Genomic DNA, 15,010 nt, shown 5'->3' on the forward strand with positions numbered 1-15,010 from the left:
TCAATTCTCAGTAGCCGGCGACCTATCTCGGGGCGAACGCAGCGCCTTCAGGACCAGTAATCGTTACGCCGGCGGCCTCCAGCGCCTGGAGCGTCACGCCCCAGCCCCCGAACTGCTCCGTGACGGCCAGCCAGAGCTCGTTGTCGCCCGCCTCGAGCGGCAGGAACAGCTCGTCGTACAGGCCGATCGTGCCCAGAAAGCGATAGTCGCGCGAGGCGAAGGCATCGGACGCTGCGAACAGCGCCCGCCCGTTCAAGTACACACGCACGCGATCGCTGAAACCGATTTTCACGGGCAGCGTGCGCGCGCGATCGGAGCGTAGCGTCAGCGCCGCGATCACCGTGTTGTCGGGGCGGTTGTTGTAGAGCATGCCGATGTTCGCGATGCCGCGGACCTCGGGCTCCAGGGTCGTCCACGTCCGGGCCTCCGCGAAGTCGGCGGCCAGCCGCTCCAGTCCATCGACCGTCTCCTCGGGGAAGGCGTCGGAGACACGCCACCTGGTGACGACGCCCGGCACGGCGTCCGGCGCCTCGGCGCCTTCCCCGCCGGCGAACGCGGGGTCGACGCCTGGCCGCACGATGACGTTGGCGAACCACGCTCCCGCGCCGCTGGTGGCGAGCCCGACTGCGCCCGACGCCGGATCACGCACCAGCTGGGGGAAAACGATCGGGACCCCATCGATCGTTACCTCCGCCCGGCTCTCCCGCACCGCGAGTCGGACGTGCACCCACTCATCGGAGCGTATTTCCGCGGGCTGGACGTAGCGCGCGTCCGCGTAGAGCTGCCAGCTGCTGGTGCGGTTGAATATCGGCTGGTATTGGACGGCGTCCGGCAGCCCGGACAGGTGCGGCCGCAGGTAGATGTGCTCGTGGTTGGCCGGGTCCACCGCGCGAAAGCGAAGCCCGTGAAAGCCGTTGTCCGCGGTCGCGGCGAGGTCGAACTCGATCACGCCGTCCCCGAATTCCGCGTCCTTCAGCCAGGCGACGCCGCCCTGCATGAACAGCGCGTCACGGTCCAGGTGGGCCTCGAAGCGGGACTCGCGTGCCTGCACGTCCCAGGCGGCTTCGTCCATGGCGACCTGGGCCTCCAGCGGCACTCCGAAGAAGATCGCCGCGACGGTGGTCGCGGCCATGGCCAGGACGATGGCGTTCGTCCAGGGCTTGCCAATCGCTTTCATCGTGGGCCGGGCTCCTGACTGGTCGATATCGGGGCCGCCGCGGGGGCGGTGATCCCCGAAGTCTAGGAGCGGGCCCTACGCGCGTATTGGAAAAAGCGGACATCAGAAGTCGTTCGAGATTCGAACTAGTTACACATCGCCTCAGCGGACATCGCGACTCATTCAAATTTTGAACTAGTTGCACATCGCCTGAAGGGCGATGAAGAGCTGGAGCAAATGGGCGACGAAGAGCTGGGGCGGTCGGCCGTGGATTCAGCCGGGGACTGGCTCGGCTCGCCGCTCCGCGTGCAGGCGTGCCGGCGTGGACGCGGTCAGGTCGCGGAAGTCGCGGATGAGGTGCGCCTGGTCGAAGTAGCCGTGGGCCACGGCGAGCTCCGACCAGCGGGGCGCCCCACGTGTATCGGCCACCGAAACCACCCGATTGAGTCGCTCGAGCCTCTGGATTCTCTTGGGCGATGCCCCCGCCACCTCGAGCACGGATCGACGCAGGTGCCTCAGCGACACGCCGATGCGGTCCGCCACGTCCGAGATCCGCAGGGACGCCGAGCGAGGGGCACGTAGCGCCCGCAGCGCGAGCCGGGATATCCGGCCCGCCGGATCGAGCCTCGAATCGGCGTCGCGTTCCCTGAGCCAGCGTACCAACTCGCCCAGCGCGCCGTCCCCGACGAGCGCGCGCTCGGCCAGCTTGTCGAACAGAGAAACCGAGTCGGGGCCCGCAGACGGTCGCCAGGAATCGATCGCGTCCAGGTGGTCCGCCGGGGACACCCCGAGGAGTCTGGTCACCGATTCCGGGCGCAACTCGACGGCCTGCATCACGAGACCGGGCTCCGGCCGAAAGGAACGTACCCGGCTGACCGGCCCGAAGAGTTCCAGCCTCGGCCTCTCCACACCGCCACCATCGGAGCGCACGTAGTGGAAGACGACGGTCAGGCCGGGATACGGCAAAACACGATGCGTGGCGGGCGCGCCGTGGCGCGAAGCCTCGAACGTCCAGATGGAGGAAACGTCTTCGCGCAGATCCCCGGGCGGCGCGAACTCGGCGTATCCGCCGACTCGCCGTCGAGGGGTCAATGGGTCGCTCATCGCCCCAAGCTACCTGGCCGTAGGGTGCCGTGTTCCGGCGGCATGCAAGAGGGGCGCGGCCTCCGCCACGCCCCTCCCCCCACCACAGAGCGCCGCTGCGCGACGCGATCCGACCTGCTAGAAGTCGAAGCGCAGGCGGAACGTCATGTACCGGCCCAGCCGCGGGCCGCCGATGGTCGGCCTGTAGGCGCGGTCGAACAGGTTGAGCGCGTCGGCTGTGAGCCAGATGTTCTGCGCTCCCGGAAGCTTGTAGCCGATGTTCAGGTCCGCCAGGGCGTAGCCGCTCACTTCGCCGATGAACACCGCCGAGTTGAAGGGGAAGCCGTTCACCGCGCGGCCCCTCAGGTTGGCGTTGAATCCGGCCTCTTCGTTGCGGTAGCGCAACCCCAGCGAGCCCTTGGCCGTTGTCGCGTTGAGCGGCACGATCTCCTCGCCCGTGTCGAACTCGTCGTCGTTGACCAACGACAGCGACCCTGACACCTCCCAGCTATCGTCGAGGATGATCGTTGCGGAAACGTCCCCACCCCACATATCCACATCCGCGAGATTCTGGTACGTCAGCAGGATCGCCGCGTCCGACCCGCCGGCCTCCGGGGACGTGATCACGCCGAGCGGGATGCTTCCGAGCTGAGTGGCGATGGCCCCCGCGTTGGCCGGTCCCACGAACGGCGTCAGGTAGGCGGCAAGGTCCGCCCCGTTCAGGAACACGTTCGGCGTGACGTTGCGCAGCGCCGAAATGAAGTCGTCGATGCGGCTGTAGTACGCGTTCGCCGCCAGCAGCACCCGATCCGCCAACAGGCCCTTGTAGCCCACCTCGATGGTGTTCGTGATCGTGGGCTTGAGCGCGGGTATGTCCTCGATACTGCCTGCCGGCTCGAAGCTGGCCGTGGACGGGTTGAGCGTCAGGACTGAAACCCCGACCTGCTGTTCGCTGGGCACGGGCAGCGAGCCCAGTATTGCGGCCAGCGTCGGATCAATCGTGCCCGCTACGGCCACCGCCTCGGCCCACAGTTGAGCCGTCGTCGTCGGGTGGAACTCGCGCGGATTGGAGCCGAACACCAACCCGAAGGGGCTCGTGTGATCGGGCAGCGCGACGCCCTCCCGGCGCTGGAACGCCAATCCGTCCTTGGTGACGCCCTGGGCGCGGATGTCGTAGCGGAACGGACCACCCAGAGGGACGCTCTGTCCGGAGATGTCCAGGAACAGGTTGAGCGTGCTGGGCGTGCCGAACGAACGGTTGAAGGTCAGCCGGAGACTGTTCGCCTCGTCCGGGCTGAACACGAGCGCCGCGCGCGGCGAGTAGACTGGATCCTCCAGCGCGTCGCTCTTGTCCACGCGCAGCGCCGCGACCAGATCCAGCTTGTCGCCGATGTCGGTCTCGGACTGGACGTACCCGCCGAACTCGTTGAACTCGTCGGAGTCCTCGTTATTGCCGTTGATCGTCCCCTCTGTCTGCGGATTGGTGCGCAAGAAGTCGAAGCCGTAGACGAAGCGCTGCCGGTCGGCGACGGCGGTGGCGTTCTGGATCTGCGCCACGAAGAGCGAGGACTTGTCGACGAGCGGCCTACCCGACCTGAGCAGGTAGGAGTCCGAGTTGTCGCTCTTGTTGAAGAAAAGCTGAGCGAACGCGGACTTGTAGAGCGCGCGCACCTGCCCATAGTTGTATCCCCAGTCCTGCACCTGGGCGGCGCCCAACCCGGTCAGGTCGATGCTGTTGCTGGTCTTGGAGTGGCCGCCGGCGAAGATCAGCGTGGTCTCCTCGTCCGGTCGCACGTCGATCCGGCCGTCGACCGCCCAGCGCTCCAGGTCGTAGTCCCTGCCAGCCGCCACGTTGTCGACCGACTCCCGGAGCACGGCCAAACCCTCCGACGTCCCCAGATTGAGGCCCGCGTCGAAGTTGCGGCAAGCCAGGTTGGTGGGGCCGAAATCGGCGAGGCACGCCGCGGCGATCGTCTGCTGCTCCGCCTCGTCGGGATCGACGAAGCGGAAGTCGTCGCCCGAGAAGTACTGGCCCGACACCTTCACGCCGAACCGCTCGCTGGCCCGGTACGCGTAGCGCCCCTCCGCGTGGATCACGCCCTCGTCGCTCGACTCGAAACCGGGGAATGGAATCGTGTCACCGGCAAACACCACATCCGCGCCCGACACGTCGGTCTGCTGTCGGAATCCGCCCCCGAAGGAGATCGCTCCACCCGGGTAGTCGATGGGCGACTTGGTGATCGAGTGGATCACCCCGCTCGAGGCGTTGGGTCCGTACAGAGCCGATCCCGGGCCCAGCACCACCTCGATGCGCTCCAGATCCAGGTTGGTCGTGGGGTTGAAGTGCAGGATGTTGGCGCGCAGCGACGGCACCCGCGCAATTCGGTTGTCGGTCATCGTCAGCGACGCGCCGCTGAAGATGTTGTTGAAGCCGCGTACGACAACGTACCCGCCCTGCAACCCCGTCGGCAGCACATCCACCCCGGGCAGGTCCTTGATGTGCTCGGCGATCGTCGTAGCCGGCTGCTCGGCTATGTCATTCGTGTTCACGACCTCGATGGCGGCGGGCGCCTCGAGCACCTTCTCCTCGGTCTTGGACGCCGTGACCGTTATGGGGTTCAGGTTGAACACCTGCTCCCCCATGGCCACGGTCAGACTCGCTGTCTGGCCGGCCGAAACGGTGACTCCGGTCTCGCGCTGCTCCACCCAACCGGCGCTGGTGAAGACGACCGTGTAGGTCCCGGCGGGGATGTTCGCGATGCGGAACGTCCCTTCGGAGGTCGTGAGGGCGTTGGCGACCAACTGATCGCCGTCGCCCAGCACGCGCACCAGCACGGTCGCGAGGGGCGTCCCCGCCCGGGAGAAGCCGGCCTCACTGGCGGCCGCCCTTACCGTCCCCGCCACCGCGCCCGTCTGGGCGGCCGCGGGGGACACGACGGCGAGGAGGAGCGCGCCTACGACCACAACACGACGAGTGCTAATCATGGCGATTCTCGCTATCAGCGGTTCGTGATGTCTATATGGCCTGCACGAGCACGACGGTCAGGTCGGCCGGAATCGCGTTGTTCGGATCTCTCTCGAGTGTGAAGTCGAACGTCACGTCCGTGGCCGTCCAGACAAAGTTGGGCGGGGAGAACTCAAAAGAAATGTCGACATCCGGGAAGAAGAAGCTCGTCGCGGCGTCGAAGTCTATGCTCGCCGTGTCGTCTCCGGTCAGAGTCAGAGTGCCGCCGATGGGCACATCGTCGGTGGTCTCGGTCAGGGCGGGCGCGTTGAGCAGGCCGCTGAAGCTGCCGTCCGCCAACAGCGTAACCGTCAGCGTCGCGTTGGTCGCCTGGATCAGGTTGGCCGAGAGGGCGGAGTTGCCGTCCGCCGTGAAGGTGAAGCTCAGCACGTCATAGGTCGCCGCCAGATCCGCGAGAGTCACCTCACCCGGCCCCGTGCCTCCGCTGTCGTCGCTGCAGGCGACGACGAGCGTGGCGAGCACCAGTCCGGCTGCCGTGCGACGCTGGATCATGACAACTCCACGATTGAAGCGGGACGATCTCCTGTTGTGGCACGACGACGTGCGACGGCGCACTTCGCTGCAATCTAGTCTTTCGATTGTCGCCTTCGGGGGCAAGGTCCGCCGTCACCGGTCCACCCCGCCGTCCTTCGCTTGCGCCCCGTTCGGGGCGACCTAGCTTGCGTCCGATGAACGCACTGACGGTCCGTAGAATCCCGAAACGCGCGCTCCGCTTGCTGGCGCTCGCCACCCCCTTGGCGCTCGCCGGAACGGCGCCCTTGCCGGCGCGCGCCCAGACCCCGGCGACCGCGGAGGCCAGCCAGTCTCCGGCGGGAGCGGTGTCGGTGCGCTTCGACGCGCCTCCGCCGGACGCCGTGGAACGCGGCGTAGCGCTGCGCAAGCTGGGCACGGCCAGGAGCGTGCTCATGATCGGCGCCCACCCGGATGACGAGAACACGGCGGTCCTGGCGGCGCTGGCGCTCGGGCTGGGGACGGACGTGGCTTATCTCTCGCTCACGCGGGGTGAGGGGGGCCAGAACGGCATCGGCCCCGAGCAGCAGGAGGCCCTCGGACTGCTGCGCACCGAGGAGCTGCTGGCGGCCCGCGACGTGGACCGCGGCCGGCAATTCTTCACGCGCGCGTACGACTTCGGCTTCTCCAAGCACGCCGACGAGGCGTTCCAGCACTGGCCCCGGGAGGCGCTTCTGGAGGACGTCGTCCGGGTGGTGCGCTCGTTCCGTCCGGACGTGATGGTGGCCGTCTTCACCGGCACGCCCGCGGACGGCCATGGCCAGCACCAGGCCTCGGGCATCATGGCGCGCGAGGCGTTCGAGGCGGCGGCGGATCCGGCTCGCTTCCCCGCTGCGGGGGCGCCGCACGCCGCCACGTCCCTGTTCCGGGCTCGTTTCCGCGGCACCGATGACGCGACGCTGGTGCTGCAGACGGGCCTCCTGGATCCGCTGATGGGCCGCTCGCACCACCAGGTCGCCATGGCGAGCCGGAGCGAGCACCGGTCGCAGGACATGGGCCAGGCGCAGCATCTGGGAGGCAGGCAGGTCGCGCTGGACCTGGTGGCGACGCGCGTCCCCGGAGGCGCGCCTACGGCGCTTTTCGCGGGCGTCGAGGACGAGCTGTCTGCGCGCGCGGAGACCGCGAGCGGCTCCGTCGAGGCGCTCCGCGACGCCGTGGCCCCGCTGCGTACCTACGAGGGCTTCGTCGGCGCCGTGCGCGCGGGCGCCGGCAATCCGGCCGCCCTGCTGACGCGGCTCGTTTCGGCGGGGGAGTCTCTGAGCCAGGCGGCGCGCGCGGTGGAGGCGGCCGCTCGCGACGAGCCCGCCGCCGAGGGATTTCTGCACGCCGTTCGGCGCGAGCAGGCGCAGTACGGCCTGGCGCTCGCGCAGACCGCCGGCGTTCGGGTCGACGTGCGCGCCGAGGACGCCACGGTCGTGCCCGGGCAGACGTTCTCGGTGGCCGTCAGCGTGTGGAACGGAGGCTCCAGGCCGATGTCCGTCGACGGCGCCGGCGTCACCGTGCCGGAAGGCTGGGAGGTTTCGCTGCAGCCGGCCGAAGGACAGGAGGCGGAGGGGGAAGACTCGGGGGGCCCAGTGTCGATGCCACCGGGGACCGTGCTGGAGCGTACGTTCCGGGTGGGCGTTCCGGTCGATGCGCCACCGCACTTCCCCTATTTCCTGCTCTCCGCCAGGGACGCGGACCGCTACGTGTGGGGCGACCACCCCAGCGCGGGCGCGGCCTTCCAGCCCGACCCCGTCGGTGGCATCGCCCACCTGACGATCGGCAGGCAGTCCGTGGCCGTGCGCAGGGCGGCCGCGTACGTGGGGGTCGACAAGACGGTGGGCGAATACCGGCGCCCCGTCCTCGTGCTGCCCGGCCTGGCCGTCACGCTGGCGCCGGCGGTGGCGCTGGTGGGCGCGTCGGCTTCGCGTCCGGTGGAGTACACGGTGCGAGTCGACTCCAGGGAGCCGGAGACGGTGCGGGGCGTCGCCGCCCTCGAGTTGCCGGACGGGTGGTCATCGGAGCCCGCCGAGGCCCCGCTCGAGATCGCCTCCGATGGCGCCGGAACCGCCACGTTCAGCGTGACCGCGCCCGCCTCGGCCGGACCCGGAGAGTACGCCGTGGCGGCGTCGTTCGGCACCGCCGACGGCCGCTCAATCACGGACGGCGTGCAGGTCATCGACTACCCGCACATTCGACCCCGGGTGCTCCCCACGCACGCGCGGGGCGTGATACAGGTTCTGGACGCGGCCGTGCCGGAAGGGTTGCTGGTGGCGTACGTGGAGGGGGCGGGCGACGCGGGCCCGGATGCGCTTCAGCAGCTCGGGATCGATTACACCTTGCTCGGGCCCGAGGAGCTGGCCTCGGGCGACCTGAGCCGCTTCGATACCATCGTGTTGGGCATCCGCGCCTACGAATTCAGGCCGGACGTCGTGGCCAACAACGGCAGGCTGCTCGACTACGCGCGCGCGGGCGGCACGCTCATCGTGCAGTACAACAAGTACGAGTTTCCCCGGGGAGAGTTCGCTCCCTATCCGCTGACCATGTCGCGGCCACACGATCGCGTCACGGACGAGTCCGCCGAGGTGACGATCCTGGACCCGGCGCACAGCCTCTTCACCTGGCCCAACTCAATCGGGCGGGGCGACTTCGAGGGCTGGGTGCAGGAGCGGGGGCTCTACTTCGCCGCCACCTGGGACGAGCGCTTCACGCCGCTGCTGGAGATGGCGGATCCGGGCGAAGCGCCGCTCGGGGGGTCGACGCTCATCGCGCCCCTGGGCGAGGGCACCTACGTGTACACCGCCCTGTCGCTGTTCCGGCAGCTTCCGGCGGGCGTGCCCGGCGCCTACCGGCTGCTGGCCAACCTCGTGGCGCTGGGCGCCGACCGGGACGCGTCGTGACTCCGGGCGGGGCCGCGCGCGCCTGGGACGCGGTGGACACGCAGGCGCGCCGTCCTCTACATCTCGCCGTGGTCGCGGGTCTCGCCGTGCTCACGGCGGCGTGCATCCCCGACGACGGCCGCGCGCCGCTCATCGTCTACTCGCCGCACGGGCGGGCGATGCTCGAAGTGTACGAGGCGCGCTTCGAGGCCGCGCATCCCGACATAGACCTGCAGTGGGTCGATCAGGGGTCGCAGGAGATCCTCGACCGGCTGCGCTCCGAACGGGCGAATCCGCAGGCGGACGTGTGGTGGGGTGCGCCGGCGACGATGTTCGTGACGGGCGTCGAGGACGGCCTGCTGACCGAGTTCGAGCCCACCTGGGCGTCCACGCTACCGGACGACGCGCGCGGCCAGGAGGCTCGCTGGCACGGCATCTACCTGACCCCCGAGGTCATCGCCTACAACAGCGCGGCTATCGCACCGGAAGATGTCCCCCGTGACTGGGAGGACGTGCTCGACCCGCGCTGGGCCGACGAAGTCTTGATCCGGGACCCGCTCGCCAGCGGTACGATGCGCACGATCTTCGGCATGATAATGCACCGGTCGATCGTGCGAACGGGCGACACCGCGCAGGGCTACGACTGGCTCCGCCGCCTGGACGCGCAGACCAAGGAGTACGTCCTCAACCCCACCCTGCTCTACCAGAAGCTGAACCGTCAGGAGGGCCTCGTCACGCTGTGGGACATGCCGGACATCGAGGCCCTGAAGCGGCAGGGTGGCTACGACATCGACTACGTCTTCCCCGAAAGCGGCACGCCGCTGCTGGTCGACGGGATAGGCGTGGTGAAGGGCGCGCCGCACCCGGAGGCCGCCCGGGAGCTGGTCGAGTTCCTCGGTTCGACCGACGAGGTGCTCCACGCCGCTGCGAACTTCGACCGCCTGCCCGCGCGCACGGACATCCCCGCCGACGAGCTGCCCGAGGCGCTCCAGCGCGCGCGCGAGCAGATCCGGCCCGAGCCCCTGGACTGGGGGCTCCTGCAGGAGCGGACGACCGAGTGGATGCGCTACTGGGACGAGCACATCCGCGGCCGCGGCTGATCGCGCTCCCGGCCGTGATCCGCGGGAGACGCCGGGACGCGTCGGTTTGGCGCGGTCGACGGTCGGCGCTTCTGGCGCTCGCGGGCGTGCTCTCGTGCGCTCCCGCCCCGGCCGATGAGGTGGTGACAGGCGACGAGGCCAGCGCGGCGTCACCGCCCGCCGAGGCTGGCGCGGCACCAACACCAGCCGAGGCAGAGGTAGCATCGACTGCGGCCCGCGCCGACCCGGACATCGTCGTACCGGGGGGCGCTTTCGGCCCCGTGAGCCCCCACGCGTCCGAGGCGGACATCCTCGCCGCCGTCGGGACGGGGCAATACGAGCCTCGCCTGGCCGAGCTGGGCGAGGGCATGTGCGCGCCGGGCGGCGTCCTGTTCCCCGACTCCCCGGATGAAATCTCGGTCGCGTTCGTGGACTCGACCCGCGCGCTGGTCGCCGAGGCGGTGGCGCGGCGGGAAGGACGCTGGCGGACGGCCGAGGGCGTGCGGGTGGGCACGACCTTGGCCGAGCTACGCGCGCTGAACGGCGCGCCGCTCACGCTCACGGGCTTCAACTGGGACCGCGGAGGGGTCGTGCTCGACTACCACGGCGGCGCGCTGGCGCACTACCGCGACGGCACGGGCTTCTTCGTGGTCCTGCACGCCCGGCCCCACGTGCAGGAGCGAGAGCTGGTAGGCGATCGCGACGTGTCGTCGGACGAGCCGGCGCTCGGCCGATACGACGTCCGCGTGAGCGTGCTGGAGTCTTTCTGGCGTGTCAGCCGCGATTCGTTCGACTGCGAGTTGACGGAGGACGGGTCGTTGAGCCGGATCAAAGGTCGATGAGTCGATGCTGAAGCTCACGGCCGTCTCGAAACGCTTCGGAGAGACGCTCGCGGTGGACCGCCTGGATCTGGAGGTGCGCGAGGGCGAGCTGCTGACGCTCCTGGGCCCGTCCGGGTGCGGCAAGACGACGACGCTGCGCATGATCGCCGGGTTCGAGGCGCCCACCTCAGGGACAGTCACGCTGCGCGGCGAAGACATCACGCGGGCGACGCCGCAGGCGCGCGGGTTCGGCATGGTCTTCCAGAACTACGCGCTGTTTCCGCACCTCTCGGTGGGCGAGAACGTGGCGTTCGGACTGAAGGTCCGTCGGCAGACGCGCGCTGAGGTCGCCCGCCGCGCCGCCGCGGCGCTCGATCTGGTGGACCTCGCGGGCTACGAGAAGCGGCGCGTGCAGCAGTTGTCGGGCGGGCAGCAGCAGCGCGTCGCGCTCGCCCGCGCGCTCGCCCCCGAGCCGCCCCTGCTGCTCCTGGACGAGCCGCTCTCGAACCTGGACGCGGCGCTGCGGGAGCGAACGCGCGCCGAGCTGCGGGCGCTCCTGGAGCGCCTGGGGATGACCGCGGTGTTCGTCACCCACGACCAGGAGGAGGCTTTCGCGCTGAGCGACCGCATCGCGGTCATGCGCGACGGCGCCCTGCAGCAGGTGGACACGCCCCAGGCGCTGTACGGCCGGCCGGCCAACGCCTTCGTCGCGTCCTTCCTGGGGCGCGCGAATTTCCTGGCCGCGCGGGTGGTGGCCGCGGAGGAGGGTGACCCGACGGTCGTGGCGTGCGAGCTGGAGGGCGGCGTGCGATGGAACGCCGTCGCCGCATCCGAGGCCGGCTTCGCGCCCGCGGCGGGTGATGGGGTGCGCCTCATGATCCGGCCCGAGCGGGTGCGCCTGCGCCCGCTGGCCGAAGGCGACTCGCCGCCGCCCGAGGCGCTACAGGGCGAAGTAGTTGGCCGCCGCTACGCGGGCGATCGCACCCACTACGCGGTGCGTACGGGCAGCGCGGAGGTGTCCGCGGTAGCGGCCGACGGCCTGCACGCCCCCGGAGACCGCGTGAGCATCGAGGCCGCGCACGGCGCCGAGATCCGCTGTTTCCCCGCGGGAGCCGGGGAGGACGAGCCCGCTCCCGGGCCGGCGGACGACTGATGCGCCGGCCCCCGGCCAGGCTGCTCGTTCCGGTCGCGGTCGTGCTCCTGTGGCTCGTCCTCTACCCCAACCTGTTCATCCTGGGCGAAAGCGTGTTCGGCGAGGACGGGTTCACGCTGGAGCACTACCGGCGCTTCTTTGCGAGCCGCTCGGAGCTGGAGGCCGCGTGGAACAGCGTGTGGATCTCGCTCGGGAGCGTCGTGCTCGCCGGGGCGCTGGGCATCCCGCTCGCGTTCCTGTTCGGCCGGCGCCCGTTCCCCGGGCGCACGGTGCTGGGAGCGCTCGCGGCGCTACCGGTCCTGCTGCCGCCACTCGTCGGGGTGATAGCCTTCCTCTTTCTGTGGGGCGAAACGGGCTTCCTGACGCGCTCAATACAGTTCGTTCTGGGGCTCGAGGAGGCGCCGTGGAGGCTGTCCGGGGCGTGGGCGATACTGCTCGTGCACGCGTACACGATGTACGTGTACTTCTTCCTGTTCACGAGCGCGGGGCTGGCACGACTGGACAGCGCCTACGCGGAGGCCGGTGCGGCGCTGGGCGCGTCGCGCTGGACGGTCCTGCGGCGCGTGACGCTGCCGCTCCTGGCGCCCTCCATCGGCGGCGCCGCGCTGCTGGTCTTCATGACCTCGATGGCGTCCTTCAGCGCCCCCTACGTGTTCGGCGGAGGCTTCCGCGTCCTCACCACGCAGATCTTCTCCAGCAAGCTCAGCGGCGAGACCGCGCTGGTCGCCGTGGAGTCGGTGGTGCTGGCCAGCGCTTCGCTGCTCTTCCTGTTCATGCTCTACCGCTTCGAGTCCGCGCGCGCGTACACGGGGGCCGGCAAGGGAGCGGGAGGTGGCGGCTCCGCGGGGGTAGCGGCTGGCCCCCGGGACGCGGACGGGGCTAGGTCCACCTGGACGCGCTCGTCCGCCCTCCGGCTGACGCTGGCGCTCGCCCTGGTCGGCTTCCTGCTGCTGCCGCACCTCACGCTCGCCGTCGTCTCGCTGGTGCCGGCCGGAACGTGGACCACCGAGCTTCTGCCTCCCGCGTACACGCTGGACAACTACCGCAACCTGTTCACGCGGGCCGAGCTGCTTCGGCCGGTGGTCAACTCGTTCCAGATGGCGCTGCTGGCCACCGCCGCCAACGTCGTCCTCGCGTTCGGCGCCGCGTACCTCATCGAGCGCCGCCGCTTCCGGGGACGGGGCGCCATGGCCGCGCTGCTGATCCTGCCCTGGGCGCTACCGGGCACGGTGCTGGCGATAGCGTTGGCCACCACGTTCAGCACCAACCAGTGGTGGGCCGGCCGATTCCTGCTGGTGGGCACTTACGCGATCCTGCCGCTCGCGTACTTCATCCGGAACATCCCGCTGGTGACCCGCGCCGCGCAGGCGAGCTTCCGGCAGTTCGACCCCGCGCTCGAGGAGGCCGCCGCTTCTCTCGGGGCGTCGTGGGCTCACGCCATGCGCCGGGTCGCCTTTCCCCTGGTGCTGCCCGGCCTGGTAGCGGGCGCGCTGCTGGCGTTCGTGACCGCGCTGGGTGAATTCGTCGCGTCGATCCTGCTCTACACGCACCGCACGCGGCCCATATCCATCGAGATCCTGTCCCAGTTGCGCGGCTTCGACTTCGGCACCGCCGCGGCCTACGGCGTGCTCCTTGTGGTGCTGATGGCGGGGGTATTCATGGTCGGCTTCAGGCGGGTCGGGGCCGGGCTGTGAGCGACGACGGGCGGGCGACCAATCCCCTGCTGCGGTCGCTCGCCGAGGGCGGTCTGCTGCGCGGGCCGTTCGCGTTCGTCGATTACTGGGCCAACGTCCTTGGCCTGGAAGGCGTATCGCCGGACGACGAGGCGCGCGCCCGGCTGATCCACGACCCCACCTTCCGGCTGGGGATCGATCGCCCCGACCTGGACATCCCCAGGCTGCGAACCTACCTGCTGCCGCTGCTCGCGGGGCCGTTCCTGTTCCTGATGCGCTCCTTCCGCCGTCTGGGGAAGTACGCGTCGCGTTTCGCCGCCGACCCGCCGGCGGCGGTGCGGGCCCTGGACGCGTTTCGACTCGAGCTGCGCCCCACCGCGGACGGCGCCGTAGACGCCATCGCGCCCGACGGCCGCCGGCTGGCGGCGGGGTTGGTGGACCCGTTCCGGGTCGGCGCGTACTGCAGCCTCTTCTGGGCGGTGAACAAGATCCCGCTCGCCGCGCTGGCGTCGACCGTCCTGGTGCTCGTCGCCACGCCGTTGGCCGCCCGCGCCGACCTGCTTCCGCTCGCACTGCGCCTGTGGGTGCCGCTGGGCTTTCCGCTTGTGGCGCTCGGCCTGTGGGCCCTCTATCGCGAGTGGACCACCGCGCTGTTGGGCGCCATGCCGGTCTTGATCGGCAGGATTCTGGTCGCCGCCTTCCAGTCGAACGCTGGCTTGCCGTGGGCCAACCTGGCCGTCGCGCTGGGCGCGATGATGGCGTTCTACGTTGCGGCCGACTGGTTTTTCGTGCCCCGGCCCGTGCCTCCGGCGTTGCTGTTGTACACACGCGCCGGACCCGCGGCGCCGTACGCGCGCGAGCGCGACGCGCCCTACTGGCTGGAGGGGGAGGCCTACTGGGTGTGGCGCTACCTGCTGCTGTCGCCCGCCGAGATCAACAAGTTCTGGGAGCGCGACTGGGAGCGGGTCGAGATCTGGGTCCGCGCGGATGGGCCGAGCGCGGGCGAGTTGGAGTGGGTGGTGACGGATCTGCACTACCGGGAGCTGTGGTTTCCCCTGGAAGGACTGGCCCGCAAAGCGGTCCGCGAGCGAGACGTGTCGGTCGCCCGCGACGCGGTCGCATCCGGCGCGTCGGGCGTATGGCTGGTCGAGGTGGACGCCGACGTGCTGTTCCACTATCCGGCCATACAGGGCGTGACCTTCCTGCCCGACACGGGGACCGTCCCGGTGCGCGGTCTGGGCCACCTGCTGCGCGCCCTCCGGGAGCGCAGAAACGACCCCGCCGCGCGGACGGGGCGGGCGCGCCTCGAAGCCCTGCGGCTCAACCATGGGGTGCACGTGCTCGGCGACCTGCCCGAGCTCATCGCCCCCATGACCGCCGACCGGCTGCTGTCGCTGCCTTGGCGCTACTGGCGATACCCGCTAGGGGCGGCCAGCCGCAGACAGCCTCGACTCTACGGTCGCCTACCCGACCCTGCCCCGCCCGAGGCGGCGGACCGCGCGCTGCAGATCAAGAGCCCGGACTAGTGTGCCGTTGCACACTAGAACTTTTCTAAGTCGGCGGAACCGTGTAATTGTTACGGTGTGTAACGTGCCGGGATCACACCACCTCTGTCCCGATCGGATCCGCAACCCAGGGAGCGTCAACCG

Annotated in this window: 10 protein-coding genes; 6 read left to right on the forward strand and 4 right to left on the reverse strand. The window is 70.0% G+C overall.

What is annotated here, in order from left to right; genetic code table 11:
* Positions 1 to 22: 22 nt before the first annotated feature.
* The 4 genes from ABFS34_03940 to ABFS34_03955 all read right to left on the reverse strand — a co-directional run bounded on the left by ABFS34_03940 (position 23) and on the right by ABFS34_03955 (position 5,756).
* Positions 23 to 1,177: a family 16 glycoside hydrolase gene (locus tag ABFS34_03940; GenBank protein MEN8374576.1), complete on the reverse strand. Its 1,155-nt coding sequence runs from the start codon at positions 1,175 to 1,177 to the stop codon at positions 23 to 25.
* Positions 1,178 to 1,429: 252 nt separating this feature from the next.
* Complete coding sequence (locus ABFS34_03945) at positions 1,430 to 2,260, reverse strand: AraC family transcriptional regulator (GenBank protein ID MEN8374577.1); 831 nt, start codon at positions 2,258 to 2,260, stop codon at positions 1,430 to 1,432.
* A gap of 117 nt (positions 2,261 to 2,377) precedes the next feature.
* Positions 2,378 to 5,224, reverse strand: coding sequence for a TonB-dependent receptor (locus ABFS34_03950; protein MEN8374578.1), 2,847 nt, complete (start codon positions 5,222 to 5,224; stop codon positions 2,378 to 2,380).
* Between the two features lie 31 nt (positions 5,225 to 5,255).
* Positions 5,256 to 5,756: a hypothetical protein gene (locus ABFS34_03955; GenBank protein ID MEN8374579.1), complete on the reverse strand. Its 501-nt coding sequence runs from the start codon at positions 5,754 to 5,756 to the stop codon at positions 5,256 to 5,258.
* A gap of 176 nt (positions 5,757 to 5,932) precedes the next feature.
* On the opposite strand from ABFS34_03955, the gene ABFS34_03960 reads away from it, so the two are divergent.
* Genes ABFS34_03960 through ABFS34_03985 form a run of 6 tightly spaced genes read left to right on the forward strand, consistent with a single transcriptional unit; the run spans position 5,933 to position 14,887 of the window.
* Entirely contained in the window at positions 5,933 to 8,656 is a 2,724-nt protein-coding gene (locus ABFS34_03960; GenBank protein MEN8374580.1) for a PIG-L family deacetylase, read from the forward strand.
* The gene (locus ABFS34_03965) at positions 8,653 to 9,735 is read left to right on the forward strand and encodes an extracellular solute-binding protein (protein ID MEN8374581.1); all 1,083 of its coding nucleotides are present in this window, start codon (positions 8,653 to 8,655) and stop codon (positions 9,733 to 9,735) included. Before ABFS34_03960 ends, ABFS34_03965 begins: the two co-directional genes overlap by 4 nt.
* 14 nt (positions 9,736 to 9,749) lie before the next feature.
* Complete coding sequence (locus ABFS34_03970; protein MEN8374582.1) at positions 9,750 to 10,556, forward strand: hypothetical protein; 807 nt, start codon at positions 9,750 to 9,752, stop codon at positions 10,554 to 10,556.
* A 4-nt stretch (positions 10,557 to 10,560) separates the two neighbouring features.
* Positions 10,561 to 11,688, forward strand: coding sequence for an ABC transporter ATP-binding protein (locus ABFS34_03975; protein ID MEN8374583.1), 1,128 nt, complete (start codon positions 10,561 to 10,563; stop codon positions 11,686 to 11,688).
* On the forward strand, positions 11,688 to 13,382 hold the full coding sequence (locus ABFS34_03980; protein ID MEN8374584.1) for an iron ABC transporter permease: 1,695 nt from the start codon (positions 11,688 to 11,690) through the stop codon (positions 13,380 to 13,382). Before ABFS34_03975 ends, ABFS34_03980 begins: the two co-directional genes overlap by 1 nt.
* Positions 13,379 to 14,887: a hypothetical protein gene (locus ABFS34_03985; GenBank protein ID MEN8374585.1), complete on the forward strand. Its 1,509-nt coding sequence runs from the start codon at positions 13,379 to 13,381 to the stop codon at positions 14,885 to 14,887. Before ABFS34_03980 ends, ABFS34_03985 begins: the two co-directional genes overlap by 4 nt.
* Positions 14,888 to 15,010: the final 123 nt, after the last annotated feature.

The sequence above is a fragment of the Gemmatimonadota bacterium genome (assembly GCA_039715185.1).
Taxonomy (GTDB): Bacteria; Gemmatimonadota; Gemmatimonadetes; order Longimicrobiales; family RSA9; genus DATHRK01.

What these genes read in the sequence shown, in the direction of transcription:
- ABFS34_03940 (MEN8374576.1), bottom strand. Translation starts at nt 1,177, where the DNA reads ATGAAAGCGATTGGCAAGCCCTGGACGAACGCCATCGTCCTGGCCATG.
- ABFS34_03945 (MEN8374577.1), bottom strand. Translation starts at nt 2,260, where the DNA reads ATGAGCGACCCATTGACCCCTCGACGGCGAGTCGGCGGATACGCCGAG.
- ABFS34_03950 (MEN8374578.1), bottom strand. Translation starts at nt 5,224, where the DNA reads ATGATTAGCACTCGTCGTGTTGTGGTCGTAGGCGCGCTCCTCCTCGCC.
- ABFS34_03955 (MEN8374579.1), bottom strand. Translation starts at nt 5,756, where the DNA reads ATGATCCAGCGTCGCACGGCAGCCGGACTGGTGCTCGCCACGCTCGTC.
- ABFS34_03960 (MEN8374580.1), top strand. Translation starts at nt 5,933, where the DNA reads ATGAACGCACTGACGGTCCGTAGAATCCCGAAACGCGCGCTCCGCTTG.
- ABFS34_03975 (MEN8374583.1), top strand. Translation starts at nt 10,561, where the DNA reads ATGCTGAAGCTCACGGCCGTCTCGAAACGCTTCGGAGAGACGCTCGCG.
- ABFS34_03980 (MEN8374584.1), top strand. Translation starts at nt 11,688, where the DNA reads ATGCGCCGGCCCCCGGCCAGGCTGCTCGTTCCGGTCGCGGTCGTGCTC.